The sequence below is a fragment of the Arthrobacter sp. Hiyo1 genome (genome assembly GCF_001263615.2).
In the GTDB taxonomy this organism is placed as follows: Bacteria; Actinomycetota; Actinomycetes; order Actinomycetales; family Micrococcaceae; genus Arthrobacter.
Window position 1 is genome coordinate 63,515 of record NZ_DF952475.1, and the last position, 21,193, is coordinate 84,707.

Sequence of the window (21,193 nt, forward strand, 5' to 3'; positions counted from 1 at the left end):
CGGCAAGCCGAACTGGCTGCTGAACACGCCGAGGTCGGCTTCGATGTTCGGATCGTCGTAGGCGTCCACGATGGCGATCGTCGTGCCGGCCCCGGCCGTTGCTCCTGTCGGGAAGTTGTACGCCGACTTGACCGCGCCCGGGGACAGTCCCGTAGGGGTCGTGGAAACACCGGGCCTGACATGGAGCGGGTGAGTGGCGTAGTGCTCGGTAGCCACTCCGCCATCTGCGGTGGCCGCACCGCCAGCGGCGAGCACCAGGGCGAGGGAAACCGTTAGAACCGGAGCCAATCGACGCAAACCCAACACAGGAACCCCTTTTTGAAAGCCGACGTAACAGGACAGGACCCTTCCCGGTCCGGGGAAGGACGGTCACCGGCAACCTTCGGGCCAAAGCGCGCGTGACGCTCGTCCGCTGCAGCGTTCTACCAGCGGTTTTGGCGCCTGCGGCACAGGAATGTCCCGGGAGTCTCCGATTGTGCGTCCCCAACCAGCCGAGAGCAGAGCAAACCTGAGGCGCATGGTTAACATATGTCACTTGAGCCTCTTTGACCACAGAAGCACCCACCGTCTCGTCACAGGGTCTCCAATAACCCTTCGGCCGCCAGAGTGTGGGCCTGCGGGGGCCTTCCCGGCACGGACTTCGCTACCGAACCAAGGTCTACGGGATGGCCTTCCCGCGGCGGATCTTGTGGGGAAAGCGATGAGTTTGAGGCAGCGTCGCTGGTTTCCTTCGTTGTCGTTTTCCGAAGACGATTGCACGGAGTGTTCAACGTCGACTGCACGACCGTCTGGTTCGGGTTTACCCCTGCCCCTTGACGGGTGTCCGGTTAGAGCCATTGAATCCTTGTTTGCGGACGGGTTTTCCGAGAACTCGAAAACGGAATCGGCATGGAAGACGAATCCTTGCCGCTGGCATGCCCGGAGGCCTAGGCTGTGAGTCACCGTCTCCGTGCATGGTCTCCACCAGTCATATTGGGAGAACGGTGAGCGTCCCGTCCAGGTTGTCCGATCCGGGCGGGGCGTTTCCCTCCCCGGACAACTTAACAGGCGCGGGATCGACACAAAGAAAGCCCCCACGCGAGTTGGGGGTAACTCAAGCGTGGGGGCTTCCCCGGTTTTCGGCGCTTCCGCAACTGGGGGGTATGCGGAAGGGCCGTGCCTAACCTACCGCGCTTCGCTGTGGCCTGCAAAAAAACCAGTGCAATTGCCTGCTGACCTGCGGCCACACAAAACCCGCGGGGTGAAACGCAAGGCGCACCTTCAGCACTCCCCGGTTCTGCTGGAGGGCGGCGGGATGGCCGGGGCTGAAAATTACCTGTCCGAAACCCATACGCAACAGCGGCCGGGGAGGCTTATGGCATGGCCACAGCTGACAGGAACGCCGCGTTGGGGTATGGGCCGGGACGCTGCGTACCGCCAGGGGAAGGAGAGCAGCTGTGATAAGGAAAAAGACTCCGGTCAAGGCCGGGCTGGCCGCCGAACTGGCGTGTGAGGTGTGCGGGCGGTTGCCGGAAGCGCCCAAACACCGCCTGACGCTGGCCAGTATCGCTGCGATGGTCCCTCTGGAACTGACCGTGAACACCCTCGCTGTGAAAGCGGATCTGCCGTCGCCGGTCAAGGTCCTTGTGCTGACCGTTGCTACGAGCCTGCTCGGCATCTGGGTGGCCGAGCCCTCGGTGAGGAGGCTGATGCGGAGTTGGCTGCACGCGCCGGCTTTGCGTCACCGCAGGCGCCTGACGGATGCTCCGGCACTCTGGCGGGCCCGGACATATCTTGAGGACCAGCCCGGTGCCCTGCAGCGCGTGACGCGTGCCCTGCGCGCCAGAATATCAATATCCTCGGCATCCACGTCCACCGACTTCCGGACGGGGTCCTGGACGAATATGTGCTCTCCGCCCCCGATGGTCTCACCGAAAGGAGGCTCCTGGCCGCCTGCAGGGCGGGGGCGGGCGGGATTCCAGGGCGTGGCCTAGTACCGCACTGGCCCTGGCTGACGGTCAAACCAGGGCGTTGACTCTGGCGGCCCGCGTCGCGGCAAACACGGACGAACTTCCCTTTACCGTCGCCGAGCTCCTCAGCGCCACGGTCCTTCCCGCCGGCCCACAGCGGCGCGGGCAGGCAACAGCCGAGCTCCCCGGCACGGTGTTGAAGATTCCTTCGTCCCGGGGACCGCTCTACTTTTCGCGGGATGCGGAGCCCTTTACACCGGCGGAGTCCGCCCGGGCGCACCGGCTCGCGGAGCTCGCCGAAATCGTCGAACTCACCGCGTTGACCAAAGACCGCCCCGCAGCGGAGGCGGGTATCTGAACACATGTTGGGTTCGGAGATGAGTGAGGCGATCCTCGCGAGGAGGTTGTTTTTCCGGGATGGAGAGGGGCAGTGATGCGGGTAGGACTTATCAGGGCGTTGACGACTTCAAACCGGCGGATACTTCACGCGCACGGGGACCTGTTGGCAGGAAGTTTCGGGTTTGAGGTTCTCACCCGCTGTGTCCCGGATCAGCCGTTCGGGGTTTACGATGATGTTTCGTTCCGGGCCGCGGCCCCGAAGGTGGCTGCACTGGCCCAGGACATGGCAGACGGGGTTGATGCGCTGATCATCAGTTGCTGTGCCGACCCGGGGCTCACGGAAACACGGGCAGTGCTGGATATTCCTGTCATCGGTGCCGGGTCCGCCGCGGCAGCGGCTGCCCTGGCGTTCGGAGGACGAGCCGGTGTCCTGGGACTCACCCATCAGGCACCGGGCCCGATCGCCGAAGCCTCGGGGACAGAATGCTGCTCATCGATGGGCCCGACAGTTCCCGGGACCCCCGAAGGATTCCTTACGCCCACGGGCATCTTCGATGCCCTCGCCCAGGCGCACATGCTCGTGGACGCCGGCGCCGAGGTCATCGTCCAGGGCAGCACCGGGCTTTCGAGCATCGGGATGACCGCGGTCCTCCGGGACAGGCTCGGGGTGCCGGTCATCGACCCGGTGACAGCGGCCGGATCCGTACTCCTCTCCGGAGCGGGGCGCCGACCCGCGCACGCGGGCTGAAAACACGACCCCGCGCACGGAATGCTCCTGGTAATGAATCCGCTTACTTTAGGTCCACTCTCCCCGGTGGCCTCCAAAATCTAAAGTTCCAGCGACGGTACGTCCGCTATACAAGAAAATGACGTCAACGAAACAGGACGGCAACATCAGAGGAGCATCCTGATCTCAACGGTCAACCTGCACAGAGAAGGGAGCCGACCGTGGCTGCAACCAAGGAATCAATCATCCGGACGTGCGAGGCGCTTACGCACGGTGACGAAATTGAGGCGTGGCATGACGGCAGGCTCTTGCACAGAGGAACGGTGAGCCAGACCTTGCCCACCATGGGAATGTTCTGGATCGTGTGCTCCAGAACAGGGGCGCGCAAACTCGTGGATGTGGAAGCATCCGAGATCATCCGGATCTCTCCTCTCTCAAACCCAGGTCCGGAGAGACCGGAAAGGACGCCGGCCTGATTTCGCCCGGACCCGGCCGCCGGCCCACACCAGGGTAAGCACCGACCCGAAACCCGGATGTCCCTTCGGAGACACCTCAGGGGTGATTGCCGGGAGCTGGGCTGGTAGCCCGTCCTCTCATGCGCGCGGTTGCTGGGTTGTCGGGGGTGTGGCCGGATCTACTGCGCAGGGGATCCGGCATGAATGCCATCTGGGCCGGATCGGCTGGCTTCCTCCCGGCGGCGAAATGACCCACACTTGTGCACAAGGGATTCCTCTCTACATCGGCGGAAGGCAGGTCAGGTGGCGGCTTCTTTGATCTCACTGGCAGCACTTATTGGACCACAGGACCTCAAACCCTCCGCCCAGGCCCCCGGGACATCAAAGCCACCGACCTGCCCAACTCGCGGAGCTCGATCTGCAGGCCTACCCGGGCCGGGGCGGATAAGGATTCATTCATACCAGGATCTGCTCTTTCAGGGACAGTACGGAAGCCGGAAGGCTTCCTTCATCTTGTCCCCCGCCCAGGTTCAGGTGGGTCGTCATGTCGAGGGTGAAGCGTCCGTAAGGATTGATATGGGTCCAGAACAACGGTGTGAGGCCCCTGCGGTCTTCCGGTTCGAGGAGTTCGTTGAACTCCGGGACCTCGAGCACGGTTTGCAGCATCAAGGTGTTGACCAGGACCAGCGAGGATTGGAGCAGGTGCAGGGCGAGCATGGACACCTCGGTCGTTTCACGGTCCGGACCCGTGAGATCCCGGTTCTTCCCATAGAAGACAACGTCGTTTCCGCTGTTCCAGTTCTCCACCACCTGCAGCCCTGAATTGATTTCGCGTCGAAGGTCTTCGTTGGCGAGGTAGTCGGCGGCGAAGATTGTCCGCACGACTCTGCCGAGTTCTTCCAACGCCTGGTAGGTGGGGTGTTTCGGACCGCCCCGGGTGAAGCGGCGCAGGATCGTCTCTGATTCGGCGGTACCGAGTTTGAGGGCGGTGGCGTATTTGACCATCTGGTCATATTGCTGGGCGATGATGTCCCAGTTGATCGGCCTGGACAGCACCGGGTTGATCTCCCCGTAGACCTCTTCATTGCCGGCCCGGTAAAGCCGGATCGATCCGATGTTCTTCAACCTCGGCAGCAGCTTGAAGCCCAGGAGTTCGGTGAACGCGAACCCCACGATCGAGGCGCCGTGCGTGTCAACGTAGTTCGCTTCGATCTCGGCCTCGGTGTCATGGCGCAGGACGCCTTCGATCATCGCCGCAACCTCGGAGGAGGAACAGTTCTTCAGCTGGGAATAGATGCAGGTCGATTTTTTCTCCACGTGCCAGTAGATCATCACTCCGGGACCGCCGTACCGGTTGTGCCATTCGGTCATGAGGTTCGATTCCCAGGAGCCGAACTTCTTCGAATCGGACGCACACGCGTTCCCTTCGCCCCACCAGTCAGGGTTCCTGGCCTCGAACGTCGCGTTGACGACTTTCACGATCGCTTGGCGCAGGTTGTCCTTCGTAATGAATGTCCGGCGCACGTGGCGCAGCTCCCGTTCGTTCTCTCCGTGGCCGCCGGCATCCGTGACGGCTTTGATGCCCATGTTTGTCCCAAGTCCGAACAGGCAGAGCAACAACCGCCTGCGAAGGGTCTCACGGTCAAGAACCTCACGGGAGGCCACTGAAACGAATTCCCCGGTGAACCCGGTCAGGAAGTCCGCCTCTTTGAGGACTTCAAGCAAGTCCAGGGTGCCCCACCGTGCCAGGACCTCGTCCTTGAGTTTGCCCAGGTTCGTTGGCTCTTCGAGTTTTTCCAGCTTGGGCACCTTTATCCACGGCGCCCCTCGGCGTCTGGTGATCTTCACCCCGCCGGTGGAATCGGCCAGCAGCCCGTTATCCAGATGATCCAGTGACCTCCTCATTGTCAAGCCCCGGGTTTGATGGAGCCGTTTTTAGTTGGAAATTGTCAGTAGTTCCGGTGCCGTGTGCCCGGCGTGGAGATGTTCATATTCGGCGGGTGGGACGTGTCCGATCTCGCCGTGCAAGCGACGGTGATTGAACCAATCGATGTACTCCGCGACAGCGACCTCAAGCTGGCTGATGTCCTTCCACGGGCCCTTGTTGCGCACAAGCTCTGCCTTGAACAGCGAGTTGAACGCCTCCGCGAGGGCATTGTCATAGGAATCCCCCTTGGAACCAACGGAGGCCACCGCATCGGCTTCCTCAAGCCGTTGCGTGTAGCGAATCGAGCGATATTGGACTCCGCGGTCGCTGTGGTGGACCAGCCCGTCCAGATCAGCACCGTCCCTGGTCCGGGTCCAGATGCCCATCTCCAGGGCGTCCAGAGCCAGGTCGGTGTAGAGGCTCGTGGCCACCTGCCAGCCGACGACCCTGCGGGAGAACACGTCGATGACGAACGCGGCGTAGACCCAGCCGGCGAAGGTCCTGACGTACGTTATGTCGGCGACCCAGAGCCGGTCCGGCGACGTCGCCGTGAACCGGCGTTCGACCAGGTCCGCGGGTCTGCCAGTTTCCGGCGCCGGCTTCGTGGTCCGTGGCCCCTTCGCCCGCGACACCCCACGCAAACCCGCCGCCCGCATGAGCCTTTCCACGGTGCAGCGGGCCATCTGCCGGCCCTGCCGCCGCAACTCGGCGTGGACCTTCCGAGCCCCGTAGACCCCGTAGTTTTCCTCGTGGATCCGCCGGATTGCCTCGGTGAGCTCCGCGTCCTGGAGGCTGCGTGCCGAGGCGGGGCGGGTGCGGTGGGCGTAGTACGTGCTTGGGGCGACCTGCAGTTCGCGGCAGATCGGCTCGACCCCGTGCTCGTCACGGTGCTCCTCGATGAAGGCGCAGATCACCTCGACGGGCGGTCGGTGAAAGTCGGCCCGGGGCGCGGTGCCAGCCTTACGGCCGGCCCGTTTCCCCGGACCGCTTCCCGAACCCGGCGGGCACCTTTCAATGCACCGGGCTCTCCACAAGCCGGTCAAGCGGCGTGATGGTGGTTTCATCGGTCGTGGGCCAAGGTGAGGGGATAATCGACCCGCGGTAGCGGTATCGGCTCGTAACCACTTTCTCGGGACGAAACATTTCCCGCTCTTGGCTTGCCGGCCACCAGCCTCCGCCGCAGTACTGCCGACGGAGTTCTTTGACCGTGGCCCGGCGATGTTTGCGCCGAAGCCATCGCCACACCGTCTGCCACGTGTAGTGGCTCAGGTAGGAGAAGACTGCGGACGAAACGCCGGGACGGAAATAGGCGCACCAGCCCCGCAGCATCGGGTTCAACCGACGCAGCAGCTCATCCAACGACTGGTTCTCGGTGACCTGTCGGCACAGCGTCTTGATCTTCCGCTTGGCCGCTTGCACGGCCTTCTTTGCCGGGTAGACATAGACGTAGTGTTCGTTCGTTCCTCGCTTACGGTGGCGCTGGATGCGCCACCCGAGAAAGTCGAGGCCCTCATCAATATGGGTGATCAAGGTCTTCTCCTCCGACAGGCGCAAACCCATCGTGGCCAAGACCTCCGCGATCCCTTCCCGGAGCCCTTCGGCATCGGCTCTGGTGCCTCGAATCATCAGGCACCAGTCGTCCGCATACCGCACCAGGCGGAAATTAGGCCGACCATGGCGCAGCCGCCGGGCTCGTTCCACTGGACTGGTCGAGGGCCCGCCGGGAGCTTGAGCGATGAACTCGTCAAGCACCGACAATGCCACATTGGCCAACAGTGGAGAAAGGATCCCGCCCTGCGGGGTTCCGGCGGTGGTTTCCTTCAGCTGCTGACCCTCGGAGAGGATCCCAGCCTTCAAGAATGCCTTCACCAGTCCCAGGACGCGTTTGTCACCGATGCGAGACCGAACCCTACCCATCAGGGCAGCATGGTCGATCTCATCGAAGCACGCCTTGATATCTCCTTCGACGATCCAGTCATAGCAACGTGGCCTCGTCGCGAGATAACGCACCTCGGCAACCGCATCGTGGGCCCGACGCTTCGGACGGAACCCGTAGGAACACGGGTGGAAATCCGCCTCAAAGATCGGCTCCAACACCAATTTCAGGCTGGCTTGGACGACCCGGTCGGCCACGGTCGGGATGCCAAGGCGGCGCATCTTCCCGCCGGCCTTCGGAATCATCCGTTCCCGCACCGCCACCGGGACGAAACTGCGGGCGCGCAAAGACAACCGCAGCCCGTCAAGGAACACCTCGACGCCTTCACCATCCTGAATGGATGCCGCCGTGCGGCCATCCACACCCGCAGTACGGGCACCCTTGTTCCCTCGCACCCGGTCCCAAGCCACCAACAAGAAGCCTGGGTCAGCCACGAGGTTGAACAGATCATCGAACCGGCGATGAGCATCATCACGGGCCCAACTATGCAGCTTGGTCTGGATCTTCAGTACCCGTTGCTCCGCCGCAACTACGGCGTGCTCCAGTTCGTCGATATTCACCGGCGACCATTCCTCCTGACATTCCATTCACTCAACCTGCTAACTTGCTGGCCCCCTTCGCCCTGTGACCGGCTTTCCCGGTCCCCAATGGCGGGTCGTTACTCCCGCGACTACTACGAGGCCTCCGCCCCACCTTGTGGTCTTCGGTCGGCAACGGACCTACCCCAACCGGAACGCTGGCTACCTACCGGTTGGGGAACCACGAAATGGTTCCCACGTTCACTGCGTCATCGATCAGTCAGGGAGGCACCCGGCTCTACCCCGGCAGCATCGCCACGGCTACGCCGCAGGCCTTCACCATGGCCTCCCCACCGGCAGAACTAAACGGCTTCGGAGTCCAGACGCCACGCATGGCATCCAGTGCGCTGCATACCGGCCCATATCCACCAGATTTGAGCACGGCTTCGCGGTTACAGGGCGTCAAACACCAGTTCACTCACGTTGTACCTTCTGACCTTGCTCGACGAACCCGCACCGTCTGGTAGTCCCGGCACGTCTCGCCTTTGTCGGGGCCGCTTGCCACCCTCACCGGCGTTCCCCGGATCAGGCTGCCCCCAGCTCAATCAGGCCGCTGCGACGACCCAACCAGGACGGTCTCTCACCGCCCCTCGACACACACAGCGCCTCGTGGCGCACAGCTCCGCCGCGAAGAAAACCGCCGACTGGCGAAGGATCGTGTTCGCCCGCCGCAGCTCACGGACCTCACGCTCGAGCTCGGCGAGCCTGACCGCGTCATCGCTCGTGGTCCCGGGCCGCAGCCCCTCGTCGATCTCGGCCCGGCTCACCCAGGTCCGCAGCGCTTCAGGATTGACCCCGAGTTGCTCTCCGATCCGGCGGTACGCGCCCGTCCTGGTCGACGGTCCATCCTTGCCTCTATCGCCATCCGCGTCGCGCGCTCACGCAACTCGACCGGGTACTTCCGTTGTGCTGACATGGGAATCATCCTTCCGGGTAATCGATGTCTCCATCAAACCCGGTGCGATTCAACGCCGCCAAGAGCGTCAACCGCACTGGGCGCGGCGCTTCCTGGAAATCCGATGGATACATCCGCGCCGCCCTGGCCCGCCACGCGCTCACGACCTTCTCCGACACCCCGACGAACAAACCAGAAGGAAGATCCAGGCCCTGGGCCGCTGAAAGCTTCTCCACTTCTGCCAGCAACGATTCCAAACCAGCCGGGCCCGGATCAGCTTTCAACACCGACAACAGAGAACCCGCTGCACCGTCAGCGACGAGAGCTTCCAGGCCAGCAGCACCGTCCTGCCCCAAAACCTTGACGACATCAGCACATAGGCGCTGCTCAAACAACGCCCGGCCAGCACCAACAATCCTGCCCACACGCCCCGGCGGCTCAATCCGCTCCTGACGGCACCGTGCCAGCAAAGCCTGCACAAGCGCAGACTCACGAACCTCCGACGGACACACCCTCTCCGCCAACCAGCCCGCCAGCCGGGCCTCATCAGCGGAGGTGAACTCCCGGAAACCAAACACTGATCGGATATCGGAGCGATGACGCTCGATTGTCCGCCCCGTCCACATATACGAACCAAGGCCTTCCGCCGGAACTCCGACCTGCTCAGAAACATAGGCCACCGCCGCGGGATCGAATTCATCTGGCCCACTCGGGAATCTCGCCTCGATCTCGAAGAACTTCAGCAACAAGGCGAAGCCCAGCCGTGTAGGGCCGGGCTTCTGGCCAAGCAGGTCCAAATCACGTCCGACCAATGTCCAGTCCTCAATAAGTCCGGGATTCACTCGACCACGATCACACAGGCAGGCACCGCACCGCTACAAACTTGGCGGCTCACGTCACGTTCAGGAGTGCCGGGCCAAGACGTCGCCACCGGGCTGCTGCGTAAGAACGGTCTCGAAGACGGTGACAGTGTGTTCGCCGCCCTCGAAGCCGGCGGCTACCTTGAGCGACTGGACGTCGAAGACCCGGTTTACGTCTGGGGGGAGACGACCACCCTCGGCAACGCCTTGGCAATGGCCGGCTTTGGAAAGCCGATCAGCAGAAAGACTGCCGAGCGCCTGGTCGGCGGCCTGGTGGATCGTGCCCGTGAATACAACGCCGACGGCCGCAAGCCCCTGTATATTGAACGGCTCCGGATCTTCGGCAGTTACCTACGGCAGTATGTCGACCCTCTGGGTGATGTCGACGCCGAACTCAGCTACGGACGACGCATCACCGACCCCCGCGCAGTCAGGGAGTACACGCGGGCCAGTGGCAGAAACTTCGCGTCCTACATAGATCAACTTTTCTGGCCTCAAAAGGAACTCCTCCAGCATCTGCGCAAGCGCTCAGCGGCACTGAACATCATGCTGGAGGACATCGACCTGCTCACCGCTACCTCCGAAGTGGTGTACACGATTGATGACGACCCCGGGGCGGCCCCGCCGCCACAGGACAGAGCCCTCTTCGGCAGGACCTGACCTTCGGTTGAACCGCCGTCGACTGCCATTCCGCCGTGGGCCCGGCAAGTAGCCGAATTCCCTACTTAGGCGCTATCGAGATCTCCTCAGGCACGGTTGCAGGACGGGGTCATGGCGTAGAGCCCATCCCCAGGCCTAGTCGAGCCTATTTTCCGGCGAGTTCCGGCGGCCGGTGGCGGAGGGTTTTGGTGATGGAGAGTTTGCTGGAGTATTGGATGGATCCGTAGCGGAAGAGGTGGACGGCCAGTCGCAGGACGAGGATGCCGAGGATGAACAGTTCAGCGATGACGATGATCGCTTCGGGGGTGCTGAGTGTTCCGAAGCCGTTGCGGAGCATGGCGGTCACGGGGGCTGAGAGCGGGAAGTAGGTGAAGGCCTGGACGGCGGGGGAGTGCGGGTCGCTGAGGATCAGGCTGATCGCGTAGAACGGGACGAAGATCAGGGCCATGAGCGGGCCGAAGATGACCCCGGCTTCCTTGGCGGTCGGCATGACCGCGCCGATGGCGACGAGGACGGCAGTGAACAGGGTGAATCCGCCCAACAGGAGCAGGGCACCGGTGATCAGGGGCCCGGGTTCAAACACCAGGGAGCTCAGGTCGACGTCGGGCAGGGCGAGCCGGTCCCGGAAGAACGTGTAGCCGATGATGATCGGGGTGAGGAACACCCCGATCTGGACGAGGCCGACGAGGAACAGCGAGATGATTTTCCCGATGATCAGGGTCGTAGGGTTCAGGGTCGTGAGGATCATTTCGGTGACCCGGTTTTCCTTCTCCTCCAGGGTGCTGTTGAGCATCTGGCTGGAGAGCAGGATGAGGCTGACGTAGAAGACGAGCAGGAACATCAGCGGCGGGATGGCCGTGCCGAGGCCACCGGAGACGGCCCCGTTGCGGAACGTCTCCGTGTTGACGGTGACCTGGCCGCCGACGGCGGCGCTCAGTTCCGGGGACCCGATCTTGGACTGAGCCGAGAGGGTGAGAAGCTGCTTTGCGACGGCTTCGTAGGTGTTGTTCGCGAAGATGCCCTTGTCGGCACCGTAGACCTTCACGGGTTCCTTGGCGGGGTTCGCCGGGTAGGCGAAGTAGGCGTCGATGCGGCCGGCTTTCACCTCGTCCAGGGCGGTGTCCGGGTCGGCTGCTTTCGTGCCGCCCATGATGGAGGCGGCCTTGTCGGGGATGATCCCGGACGCGTCCGTGTAGGTGAAGGTCAGTGCGGCGTTCTTCTGCGCCTCGGCGGTGGCGCGGGTGGAGGAGTTGCTGGCGAAGACCAGGCCGAAGATGACAGCCATGACCACGGGGATCGCGAGGGTGGCGATCCAGAACCGCCGTTTCTTGATCGTGCGGATGAATTCGAAGCTGACGACGGTCCCGAGGTTGTGCCGGCTAAGGAACGAAGACCGGGCGGGTGTTGCGGTCATTTCAGGCCACCGCCGTTTCTTTGGCGCCGTAGACGCGGATGAAGATTTCCTCCAGGGAGACACGCTCGGTGGTGAAGCTGCGGACGGCCACACCGGCGTTGATCAGCTCCCGCAGCACCGCGGTCTCATCGGCTCCGTCGCGCGGGGCCAGGTCGGCGCTTCCCTCGCCGCTGGCCGTGATCTCGTATAGCTCAGAGGCCGGCAGGACACCGCTGTAGACGATCCGGTAGACGGTGCCGCCGAATTGTTCCTGGACCTCCGAGACGGTGGCGTAGGCGCGGGAGGTTCCGTCCTTGAGCAGGATCACCCGGTCGCACAGACGCTCCACTTCCTCCATCTGGTGCGTGACCATGATGACGGTGGAACCCGCGAGCTTCTGCTCTTCGATGATGTCCATCAGCAACCGCCGGTTCACCGGGTCAAAGCCCTTCGTGGGTTCGTCCAGTATCAGCAGCTCGGGTTCGTTCATGATGGTCACGCCCAGCTGGATCTTCTGCTGCTCCCCGCCGGAAAGCTTGTCCAGCCGGGTCCCGGCTTTGTCGGCGAGTTCCACCCGCTCCAGATACTCCAGGGACCATGTGCGGGCCTGGGCTTTGCCGAGGCCTTTGAGCCGGCCGAAGTAGGCCATGACGTCCAGGACCTGTTCCTTCTTGTACAGGCCGCGCTCTTCCGGGAGGTAGCCGAGTCGGATTCCGTCGCGCGGGTCGAAGGTCTTCCCGCCGATGTGCAGGGTCCCGGCGGTGGGCTGGTAGATGCCCAGCAGCGCCCGGAGCGTCGTCGTTTTGCCCGAGCCGTTGCTGCCCAGGAACCCGAACGTCTCCCCGGCCCTCACATCGAAGGACAGGTCGTTGATGACCCTCGTGTCCCCGAAGTCCATCCTGAAATCTTTGATATGTACCAACGGCTCAACAGCCGCACCCCCAGCAGTCATGCCAACACTCTAACGGGGCCGCCAAGCTTGGAACCGGAAAGTCCGCCTGCAGAAACACCGGCGTGGATCTAGGCTCGCTGCTCTATTTACTAGCACTCCATTGCTCGGACTGCCCTTCGGCGCGTGCAGCTAGCCAATGGGTTACTCCGAGAAGCCCCCAGCCAGCAGCAAAGAGGCGGGTTTCAAGCTCTCGGAAGGACAGCTGATATTGCGCGGAGGAGGTTTGCTCAACCTCTGCAGCAGTTTTGGTGAGAGTCCGAACCACACCGTCCGTGTCGATGTCGGCTCGAACGCTTCGATAGTTCAACACAATCGAGATGATTACGGTTCCGGCTACAACAACACCGAAAATTCCGTTGAACAGTTTCGAGACGATGGCCAAAACCCCTACTGGCGCAAGAGCACTAACCTCTCCGAAGTACGTGCCTGCCGCCGAGTAGTAAACGAAGGTCCACCAATCAGGCGTTGCCGCACCGGAGTACTGAGAAGGCACGAGGCTGTAGACGCCTTGGTTGATGAAGGCAAAGGCAAGCACGATCTGAAAGGTGAGGCTTAGGGCGGCCATTATGTTCAGGATCACTACGGAAGGACCCTTGCGGTAATCGTCGAGGCATGCTGCCCAGAATTGAAGCGCGTGCGCCAGCAGGACACGATACCCGGCGCTGTCCCGGTACTTCTTGGCATCGTCGGCAGTCCAAGATTTGATGGTAACGCGGTCCGGCATTATGGGAGCCGGGAGCTTATCGATGAGCTTCTTCTCCAACGCCCAGTTGACGAACTTCTTCTGGGCCCTAATGAAAGCCGCTGAGCGCAGTAGATCGATGGTTGTAATGGACAACCACCAAATCAAAGTAAGGACCATCCCACTGATGCCCGCAATTACCCAAGGCACTTCCTTGGAGTAGATCATGAACCCGGATAGGCATGCGACCGCCAGTGCAACGGTGAACGGGCGAGTACGCGACCCAATGCCGAAAGCGATTCCAGCAAGACCAACGACTAGAAGCGAACTGCGTTTCTTGATCAGAAATTTGGGAAGCTTCCAGCACAGCAGCACCAGCGGGAAACCGACAACGTAGGCGAGGCTGAGGCCGAGTTTGTGGGACTTGAAAAGTAGCAGAAGCAGGGCAGTCAGCACCAGAACCAGAAGCCAGCGGAAATCGAGAATCCAGAGAGCCTGCGGTGCGACGACTGCAAAAAAGGCTCGGTCCAAGTCGCCGATGAACAACTTCACAACGACGAATGCCCAAAGAGTCAGCGAAGTGACGTCGAGGGCTCGACGCCAATCTGTGCGCTTGCGCCGGCGACGTGCGCCGCCCCGACGATGTTGCTTCTGGGCGTCGGTGGCTTTTGGCGCTTCAGGTTCAGGGGTTTCAGCTACAAGCCGATCGATGAGGTCCCAAACCACATCTGGCGAAGCATGGGGTGGGTTAGGCCGTGCAGTTTGGGCGCTCGTGGAGCGGGCGTAAACCTTCTGATTTCGTCCCGGTTCTGGTTTAGTCATCGGCCTGGTTCAATCCTGTTCTCGTCCACCTTCGTGCCAGGGTTCCCTCCCCTAGAATGGGATCGTACCCGTCGATTCATCTTGAATCAAGTCTCAAAATCGATTGTTTCGCAGGTTAGTTGATCTGAGGGTAAAAATCTGCACATAAAATACTGCGCATCGTATAAGCTGGGAATGTGAACGCTCAGGTTGAAGCCCTCAAGTCTCTCAAGCAGTCAGGTCTGTATGACCTACTCACGTGGAGTGCACGCGCCGCGTTCGCCCGCACAAACGACCTCTACGAGGAAGAAGCCGGCCACGACCAAGGAGTGGTCGGTTATCTCAACTACAAGCATCTGCTCGATCTAATGGACAGAGCCACTGCCAACGGTCGCTTCAGCCTTGGGGAAGATGTCGAGGGGGTTGCTACGGACGTAATACAGCGGGGGATCACACCGGAAGCGTTTAGGACGATGCCTGCCCTCGCTCCAGGAACTGTGAAGCGAAGCGATTACCGGGACTCACCAGGATGGTCGTCGGGCAGCTACAGAGTCCTGCTTCAGTCCTTTACCCTCGGCAAGATTGATGGGATTAACTGGGCAAGGCGGAGCGAAGCGAAACGAGTCATCGCATCGCAGAAAGCCTCCCGCGATACTCCTTTGTTCGAGGCCGAAGACTTCGGTCTGTCATCGCCGGTCGATCTCTCGTATGTTGAAGACTTCGAAGGCGTCACACTCGTGGCTGCTCATGCCCATGACCCAGTGACCGGACAGTATGAGATGTACATCGGACAAAGCAAAAACCCCGCGTATCGCGGAGATTCGTGCTGGCAGTGGCGCGAAGAGATATTGTCCGGCGGCAACCCCAGCGGTGGTACGCACTTGGATCTGCCTTCCCTACTTCCTGGCGACGCGGCGACCCGCGCGGTAGACGATATCGACGTTCGCATAAAGACGCCGAACACCGGCCGTCGTGTTGGTGCAGCAGATGCCTAGCCTCGAACGCCCTTCACGTTCTCTGGCCGATGCTACTTCCTTTTTCAACGGACAGCGGCTGACCATGGCGCGCCAACTGGCAGGTTTGAAGAAGTCGCAATTAGCAACCGTCATCGAGATGTCTCCTGCGTCGGTCACAGGATGGGAAAGCGGTGCGAAGCAACCCAACCGGGCGACGGTCGCCAAGCTGGCCTTGGCACTGAGGGTAGAGCCACAATTTTTTGCCGGCGATACCCCTGTAACGACCGGGCGTCCTCATTTTCGCTCCCTTCGCTCGACTCCTCAGGTTGCTCAGGACGAAGCGGAGGCGTATGGGCGACTAGTCGCCGAAGTAATCCGGCTACTGGATAGTGCCGTCGAACTTCCAGAAGTGCACCTCCCCGACATCCCAGTAAATTCAGATGAGCGAGGTGGGACACCTGAAGGTGCTGCACAGGTTGCCCGCGACTACTTCGGCGTCGGACTAGGTCCTATTCAACACGTGGTCCGCCTCGCTGAGCGGTCGGGGGTCGTAGTGGTATTTTGCGAACCTGGAGCCGCTGCGATCGACGCCTTTTCTGTGCACACTGCAGCACGTCCCATCATCGTGCTCAATCCCGTCAAGGACGATTACTACCGCCAACGGTTCGATGTGGCCCACGAGCTAGGCCACTTGATCATGCATCAGGACGCGGAACCAGGTAGCAAGATCTCCGAAGACCAAGCCAACAGATTTGCGGCAGAGTTCCTTATGCCGGCAGAACAGATCACTGGATCACTCCCGGTCTCTACGGCTGGAAAGAGCTGGAAACTACTTGCCGAGCTCAAAGAACATTGGGGCGTGAGCCTTGCGGCGCTTCTCTACCGTGCACGGACGCTAGGGGTCATGAACGATGTCTCGTACAGGAATGCCGTGGTGCGCATGTCACAGAACGGGTGGCGGCGGGCGGAGCCTGGTCGCACATCGGCCCTTGAAATGCCGTCGATGCTGCCCCGCGCCCGAGAAGTGCTGAACAGTGCGGGCGTAGAAGACGAGGAGTTCCTGGCGGGATCCGGATTGCCAGTCAGGCTTTACCAAGTCGCGGCCTCACGCGTGCCCACAACAAGGACAATTCAGTTCGGTGGTCGAGGACCGCAGGAGGGGCGGTAGTGGCTTCCATCGACCAACAAATCCGTAGCTCGAACGAAGCGATTTGCGGGGCCATAGACGCCCTCACCCCAAATCGCCCACTACTGTCGCAGCAGCTTCTTGGACAGCTTCGCAACCTCGTTGAAGGCGTTGCGGCTAAGTGGGATGCGGACACCGGAAATGCTACTTACGACTATGAAGCTATCAAGACCGCCGTCGACAGCCTCGGTTCAGCACCCAAGAAGCTTCATTTTCTGCAGCGTTTTCATAAGCTGCTACAACAAAGTGCATCGCACTACACCATGGACGGAAACGCCTCTGAACGCTTGATGCTCAAGTACTACGAGTATCTCGTTCGCCTTCGTGATCTTGCGCGTGATGAATGGGACATGGCCGTGCTCATGAACCTCCACAAGTTCCCACTCGACCTGGACCCCGCACTTAGGGAGTACCACCAGAAGATTGCAGGGCGGATCGAGGCAGATAAGGCATCGTCCACTCCCGGACGACGCGACCGCTACTACATCCTGAAGACGCGCCCGTTCTTTGTCAGAAGCCGTATCTACTATGAGGTCACATTCCAAGATGCGAAAGACTACTCAAGCAAGAGCGAGCGGTACATTGCATTCACGGACATCGACATCACCGATAAGTACGCCGCTCATCTCACACTGAAACAGGATTCGATCGAGGTGCTCGATCACGTCATGCCGATCAGGCTCATCTCCGAGTGGGAAGTGTCCATACGTCCATGCGAACTGGAAAACTTCGGGCGACTCTTCGGCGATTACGCGAAGGTCTCGACAAGCCAGACAGAGTATCAGTACCTCATGCAGTACCTCACTGCGACGGGAAACGGTCTGCTCGATGTCGCAACCATGCCCGAGGCCGCGTTCGAGCGACTCAGAGCCGAGGCGACACGTCGCTCGCAAAAGCCGTACGTTTTCGGGGTCCTGTCTTCTGCACGCACGCTATTGGCAAAGAAGGCACCGGGGCACAACGTCATCCGCTACCTCATGCTGCGCATGAAAAATGAACTGCTGAAACAGCAATACGACTACGAAACGTGCCCCGGACTGTCGAATCTGCACCTGTCCTGGCGAGCCAAGCCATTCGACACAATGCCGTTCTGTACCTCTTTGGTTGCGCACAACCCACCCTTCTCTGACCTCATCGAGAGCATTGATGTTTCGGACAGGACGCATGAACTACTGGCACGTCGCATCAAGACAGAGGTTGAACAGGGCGGAAAGCTGTACAAGCCCCTCGATGAACTCGAAGGCTTCAGTGATATCCCTAGTCTGATCGCCCTGTACAACAGTCGTCTCTATTACAAGCACAAGCCCCAGCGTTGCCTCGTCCAAGACCGCGGACATGTGTTCATCACCGAATATGAGACTGAGACGAGCGACATCGTCAAGCATCTTCAGGGTTTGGCGGGAGAAGGCATTGATGGTTATGGCAACGCCGTTGACGTGTGGTTGTCGGAGGCGCCGCGGGGGATTGACGACGAGCTGAAGCAAGAGGCTCTGCGTACACTCTTCTCGATGTCGAAGGTCGCTCTGGTCCATGGCGCAGCTGGAACCGGTAAGTCGACCATGATTAGGCACATCGCCAGCTACTTCCACGACAAAGAAAAACTGTTCCTCGCGCACACCAATCCGGCGGTGGACAACCTGAAAAGGCGGGTTAACGTCAACGGTTCGGACTTCAGCACTATCAAGCGACACCTGGGGAACCGGCCGGCGAAGCACTATGACGTCTTGGTCATTGACGAGTGCAGCACTGTCAACAACAGCGACTTCCTCCGTGTGCTCAAACAGACCTCCTTCTCCTTGCTTGTTCTCGTTGGCGATGCCTACCAGATCGAATCCATTCAGTTCGGCAACTGGTTTGGGCTTGCGCCAAGTTTCCTGCCGAAGAAATCCGTCTTCGAACTCACGACCCCGTATCGGACCAAAAACGACCAGCTAGTCGACTTTTGGAATGCTGTGAGAAAGATCGATGACAACATCGCCGAGATCATCTCGTCCCAGGGTTACGCAGCAAACCTCGATGAATCACTCTTCGAGGCGCAGAAGGAAGACGAGATCATCCTGTGCCTTAATTACGACGGCCTATACGGGATCAACAACGTTAACCTGTTCCTCCAAAGCGGCAATCCCAAACCCCCGGTGTTCTGGGCCACTTCGACCTATAAAGTCGGTGATCCCGTTCTGTTCAACGACAGCCAGCGCTTCCGTGGGGTCATGTACAACAACCTGAAGGGCAGAATCACAGGGATCGAACACGAACCAGGACGTATACAATTCGACATCAAACTCGACCGAGCAATCTCCCAGTTTGAAGTATCCGGGCCTGACCTGGAGTGGCTCGGCGACTCCACGGTGCGCTTCTCTGTCTACGAGCACGGCAGCACAGACGATGATGACCAGGCATTGAACACCACAGTCCCGTTCCAGATAGCGTATGCAGTCGCGATTCATAAAGCGCAAGGCTTGGAGTACGACTCTGTGAAGATCGTCATCACCGCAGCAAACGAAGACAGTTTTTCGCACAGCGTCTTCTACACCGCTATCACCCGGGCCCGTCAGGATTTGAAGATCTTCTGGAGCCCCGAGACACAGCAAACCATTGTTGAGAAACTGGACCGGCCGAACAGTAGGAAGGACTTCGGAATTCTGGCAAGCAGGAGCGGGCTCAGGCCGATGAGGTAACGCAATCGCGTTGGCTAGACCTCCCGAGTGGTGCCTGCCTGAGATGCGGTCGGTTGCAGCGCATGGGCTGGGCAAGCCCCCACTTGCCATAGCCAGCGTCCTCCCAATAACAGCGATAACTCAATTGATTCGAGATGAATCAAGACGCTACGATGAGGACATATCGAGGGGAGCACTACATGATCACGATGGATAGCAGTCTAGAAGCGATACACAAGGAAGCCTTGCAGCGCCAAGCGCGGCAGAAGGTTGACCTGATCGATGAGTTGAGAGCCGCTTTGAACGCCGACAGGCGCGGCATACCGCAGCGCGATATCGCTGACCTCCTAGCCACCAGCCAGGCGCGTGTGCATCGGTTACTTAAAGCCATTGAGCGGCGCGGAGGAACCGTTAACAAGGACCCTGAGGAGATAATCCTTCGCGCATTCGCGTACGACACATCGCGTCAACGACTCATGGAGGAATTGATGTCATACACGTACACCTTCGGCGAGCAAGCACATATCCCCACGAAGGACGAATTCCCGGCACCTGGGACCAGGTTGTCAAGGCGTTCGCACAGGGACTGTTGACCAAGGGCGAATTCGACCAAATAAGGACGGCTGTTGGCCGATAACAGAGATGAGGTGCATGCGGCCCTCACCGATTTATACGCCACCGGCGGGGGCCTGCATCACGCGCCGCTCGAACTAAGCGTGTACTTCGACGAAGATACTCTAGTCCGGGCCGCAAAGATTTACAGGAGCCTTCAAGGCGAGGTAGCAACGGACGGCAAGGCGGTCGTCGTGACCGCCGGCCCGCCGGGCGCTGGTAAAACCTCGGCCTTGGACACTCTCAACCTCAAAGGCTTCCGACGAATTGATCCCGATGTCGTCAAAGACATCCTGCTCGATGACGCCGAACGCCACGGCTTGCTGAAATATCGGCATGACCACACCCTTCCCGATGGAAGACCGGTTGGAGTGAGAGAATTGGGTTCCCAGGTACACCAATTTTCCACGTACACAGCAGACATCATTCGTTCGATGTCCCTAACTGCGGGTGAAAACGTCGTAATTGAAGGCACACTTTCCTGGCCCCAGCTAGCAGATGTCTACATCACCGACCTTTTTAACGCCAACTATGAGGGTGTTGAGGTCATAGACGTTGAGGCGCCATTTGACGTTGCACTTGAGCGAATCCGCGAACGCTGGTGGAGTGACCGCATCAAAGAACCCATGGGAGGAAGGTTTGTGTCGGACGACGTACTCAAGGGCTACTACGCCGACGGATTGGGGGAGTCAGTCTGTGCACACAACGCCGCAATTCTGGCGGAGCGGGCGGCCGACGAACTGGGACACGGAATCCTGCGGCGTTTCGACGTAGAAACCGACGGTAGTGTCAAACAGACATCAAGGACTGATTTTGGGTCCATGTCATAGACGGTTAGATCGATCACTCGAGCTTCCGAGTCGGTTTGGGTCGGGGCCGCTTTGCGTCTGAGAGCATTCCCTTTCTGATCAAACCGAGATTGTGCTTGACTTCGGCGATCAGCTCGCGCTCAGCTTCAAACAGCTCGGCACGAGTGAGTTCGAGAGTTTCATCCTTTTGGAATCGCAGCCGTGCCCACTCGTCCTCGGCCCCTGGTTGGCCCGACTCGGGCCTTTCAAGCTTTGGGTGAATCAAATTCGCGATGAAACGCCAGGCAAGGGACCCTCCATTTTTCGTAAGCTGCGGCAACGGTTTCGTCAAGGAGGATGAGATGGGGGTCCGCTGGTATCTCAGGCGGAACCACGTCTTCAACGCGGCCGCCATCGGTTTCCTTGAATTTTCTGTGCGCCGCGATAAGCGCGCGCCTCATGTCGACTGTCAAACTCTGGGTCGCACCGTGATTTCATCGACTCAAGTATCGAAGACGCCGTTCAATAAATCGAGCCACGACTTTCCCCGTGTGTTTGCCAGCCCGGCGAAAGGACAAGAACGTCGTTTGACATGCCGACGAGGATCCGACTTCGGTCATCGATCGTGATGCTGCTTGGAGTATCTGGCAATTGGAACTGCTGCTCCGTGAACGTGCTGAACTTCCGCAGGTTCCGTGCACGGACCATACCGTCGTGGCCGCCGGTGACGACGATGGGTGTCCCGTCTGGGAGTGCGGTGCATGCCACCGCTGTGACCCCGCCGGGGTGTGCCGGCAACGGATCACCTAACGGGGCTTGATCGGCCAGGTTCCAGAGCCG

The 21,193-nt window shown here is 60.4% G+C and carries 19 protein-coding genes, 1 pseudogene and 1 other annotated feature; of the genes and pseudogenes, 10 read left to right on the top strand and 10 right to left on the bottom strand.

Features of this window, described 5'->3' with window-relative positions:
* Positions 1 to 306 (bottom strand): annotated as a pseudogene (locus AHiyo1_RS24965) (hypothetical protein); the annotation flags it as partial.
* Between the two features lie 1,130 nt (positions 307 to 1,436).
* Between AHiyo1_RS24965 and AHiyo1_RS28045 the strand changes: the two are divergent.
* The 4 genes from AHiyo1_RS28045 (at position 1,437) to AHiyo1_RS19295 (ending at position 3,491) form a co-directional block, all read left to right on the top strand.
* A complete protein-coding gene (locus tag AHiyo1_RS28045; protein ID WP_340639353.1) occupies positions 1,437 to 1,973 on the top strand; it encodes a hypothetical protein in 537 nt (178 codons plus the stop codon).
* A 37-nt stretch (positions 1,974 to 2,010) separates the two neighbouring features.
* On the top strand, positions 2,011 to 2,307 hold the full coding sequence (locus AHiyo1_RS28050) for a hypothetical protein (RefSeq protein ID WP_340639354.1): 297 nt from the start codon (positions 2,011 to 2,013) through the stop codon (positions 2,305 to 2,307).
* A gap of 99 nt (positions 2,308 to 2,406) precedes the next feature.
* Positions 2,407 to 3,036, top strand: a complete 630-nt coding sequence (locus AHiyo1_RS19290) for an aspartate/glutamate racemase family protein (RefSeq protein WP_253257471.1) — start codon at positions 2,407 to 2,409, stop codon at positions 3,034 to 3,036.
* A gap of 200 nt (positions 3,037 to 3,236) precedes the next feature.
* Positions 3,237 to 3,491, top strand: a complete 255-nt coding sequence (locus AHiyo1_RS19295) for a hypothetical protein (RefSeq protein WP_253257472.1) — start codon at positions 3,237 to 3,239, stop codon at positions 3,489 to 3,491.
* A 435-nt stretch (positions 3,492 to 3,926) separates the two neighbouring features.
* On the opposite strand, the gene AHiyo1_RS19300 is transcribed toward AHiyo1_RS19295, so the two are convergent.
* The 5 genes from AHiyo1_RS19300 to AHiyo1_RS19330 form a co-directional block, all read right to left on the bottom strand.
* Entirely contained in the window at positions 3,927 to 5,375 is a 1,449-nt protein-coding gene (locus tag AHiyo1_RS19300) for a transposase (protein ID WP_253257473.1), read from the bottom strand.
* A 30-nt stretch (positions 5,376 to 5,405) separates the two neighbouring features.
* Complete coding sequence (locus AHiyo1_RS19305) at positions 5,406 to 6,461, bottom strand: IS3 family transposase (protein WP_084784611.1); 1,056 nt, start codon at positions 6,459 to 6,461, stop codon at positions 5,406 to 5,408.
* Positions 6,234 to 6,346 (bottom strand) — a sequence feature (AL1L pseudoknot). Its footprint overlaps the gene before it by 113 nt.
* Positions 6,409 to 7,893: a group II intron reverse transcriptase/maturase gene (gene ltrA, locus AHiyo1_RS19310; RefSeq protein ID WP_059389635.1), complete on the bottom strand. Its 1,485-nt coding sequence runs from the start codon at positions 7,891 to 7,893 to the stop codon at positions 6,409 to 6,411. Before ltrA ends, AHiyo1_RS19305 begins: the two co-directional genes overlap by 53 nt.
* Positions 7,894 to 8,456: 563 nt before the next feature.
* Positions 8,457 to 8,723: a transposase gene (locus tag AHiyo1_RS28370; RefSeq protein WP_084784612.1), complete on the bottom strand. Its 267-nt coding sequence runs from the start codon at positions 8,721 to 8,723 to the stop codon at positions 8,457 to 8,459.
* Between the two features lie 109 nt (positions 8,724 to 8,832).
* Positions 8,833 to 9,648, bottom strand: a complete 816-nt coding sequence (locus tag AHiyo1_RS19330; protein WP_253257474.1) for a DUF4158 domain-containing protein — start codon at positions 9,646 to 9,648, stop codon at positions 8,833 to 8,835.
* 66 nt (positions 9,649 to 9,714) lie between these two features.
* On the opposite strand from AHiyo1_RS19330, the gene AHiyo1_RS19335 reads away from it, so the two are divergent.
* The gene (locus AHiyo1_RS19335; RefSeq protein WP_253257475.1) at positions 9,715 to 10,326 is read left to right on the top strand and encodes a hypothetical protein; all 612 of its coding nucleotides are present in this window, start codon (positions 9,715 to 9,717) and stop codon (positions 10,324 to 10,326) included.
* 145 nt (positions 10,327 to 10,471) lie between these two features.
* On the opposite strand, the gene AHiyo1_RS19340 is transcribed toward AHiyo1_RS19335, so the two are convergent.
* The 3 genes from AHiyo1_RS19340 to AHiyo1_RS19350 form a co-directional block, all read right to left on the bottom strand.
* On the bottom strand, positions 10,472 to 11,740 hold the full coding sequence (locus AHiyo1_RS19340) for an ABC transporter permease (RefSeq protein ID WP_059389637.1): 1,269 nt from the start codon (positions 11,738 to 11,740) through the stop codon (positions 10,472 to 10,474).
* A gap of 1 nt (position 11,741) precedes the next feature.
* Positions 11,742 to 12,671 carry an ABC transporter ATP-binding protein gene (locus tag AHiyo1_RS19345; protein ID WP_059389638.1) on the bottom strand — a complete coding sequence of 310 codons (930 nt, stop codon included), beginning with the start codon at positions 12,669 to 12,671 and terminating at the stop codon, positions 11,742 to 11,744.
* Positions 12,672 to 12,753: 82 nt separating this feature from the next.
* The gene (locus AHiyo1_RS19350; protein WP_148667671.1) at positions 12,754 to 14,175 is read right to left on the bottom strand and encodes a hypothetical protein; all 1,422 of its coding nucleotides are present in this window, start codon (positions 14,173 to 14,175) and stop codon (positions 12,754 to 12,756) included.
* A 176-nt stretch (positions 14,176 to 14,351) separates the two neighbouring features.
* Between AHiyo1_RS19350 and AHiyo1_RS19355 the strand changes: the two genes are divergently transcribed.
* From AHiyo1_RS19355 to AHiyo1_RS19375, 5 genes are all read left to right on the top strand, one after another.
* Positions 14,352 to 15,149 (top strand): hypothetical protein, encoded by a 798-nt coding sequence (locus AHiyo1_RS19355; RefSeq protein ID WP_059389640.1) that lies wholly within the window; start codon positions 14,352 to 14,354, stop codon positions 15,147 to 15,149.
* A complete protein-coding gene (locus tag AHiyo1_RS19360) occupies positions 15,142 to 16,278 on the top strand; it encodes a helix-turn-helix domain-containing protein (protein ID WP_059389647.1) in 1,137 nt (378 codons plus the stop codon). Before AHiyo1_RS19355 ends, AHiyo1_RS19360 begins: the two co-directional genes overlap by 8 nt.
* Positions 16,278 to 18,974 carry an ATP-dependent DNA helicase gene (locus tag AHiyo1_RS19365; RefSeq protein WP_059389641.1) on the top strand — a complete coding sequence of 899 codons (2,697 nt, stop codon included), beginning with the start codon at positions 16,278 to 16,280 and terminating at the stop codon, positions 18,972 to 18,974. Before AHiyo1_RS19360 ends, AHiyo1_RS19365 begins: the two co-directional genes overlap by 1 nt.
* Before the next feature lie 179 nt (positions 18,975 to 19,153).
* The gene (locus AHiyo1_RS19370; protein ID WP_148667672.1) at positions 19,154 to 19,546 is read left to right on the top strand and encodes a hypothetical protein; all 393 of its coding nucleotides are present in this window, start codon (positions 19,154 to 19,156) and stop codon (positions 19,544 to 19,546) included.
* A gap of 33 nt (positions 19,547 to 19,579) precedes the next feature.
* The gene (locus AHiyo1_RS19375) at positions 19,580 to 20,395 is read left to right on the top strand and encodes a zeta toxin family protein (RefSeq protein WP_059389643.1); all 816 of its coding nucleotides are present in this window, start codon (positions 19,580 to 19,582) and stop codon (positions 20,393 to 20,395) included.
* A 480-nt stretch (positions 20,396 to 20,875) separates the two neighbouring features.
* Here AHiyo1_RS19375 and AHiyo1_RS25720 read toward each other — a convergent pair.
* Positions 20,876 to 21,193 (bottom strand): WD40 repeat domain-containing protein (locus AHiyo1_RS25720; protein ID WP_216363257.1); only part of this gene is annotated, 318 nt, incomplete at its 5' end.

Coding starts and splice junctions, on each gene's coding strand:
- AHiyo1_RS19300 (WP_253257473.1), bottom strand. CDS start 5,375: ATGAGGAGGTCACTGGATCATCTGGATAACGGGCTGCTGGCCGATTCC.
- AHiyo1_RS19305 (WP_084784611.1), bottom strand. CDS start 6,461: ATGAAACCACCATCACGCCGCTTGACCGGCTTGTGGAGAGCCCGGTGC.
- AHiyo1_RS19340 (WP_059389637.1), bottom strand. CDS start 11,740: ATGACCGCAACACCCGCCCGGTCTTCGTTCCTTAGCCGGCACAACCTC.
- AHiyo1_RS19345 (WP_059389638.1), bottom strand. CDS start 12,671: ATGACTGCTGGGGGTGCGGCTGTTGAGCCGTTGGTACATATCAAAGAT.
- AHiyo1_RS19350 (WP_148667671.1), bottom strand. CDS start 14,175: ATGACTAAACCAGAACCGGGACGAAATCAGAAGGTTTACGCCCGCTCC.
- AHiyo1_RS19360 (WP_059389647.1), top strand. CDS start 15,142: ATGCCTAGCCTCGAACGCCCTTCACGTTCTCTGGCCGATGCTACTTCC.
- AHiyo1_RS19370 (WP_148667672.1), top strand. CDS start 19,154: ATGATCACGATGGATAGCAGTCTAGAAGCGATACACAAGGAAGCCTTG.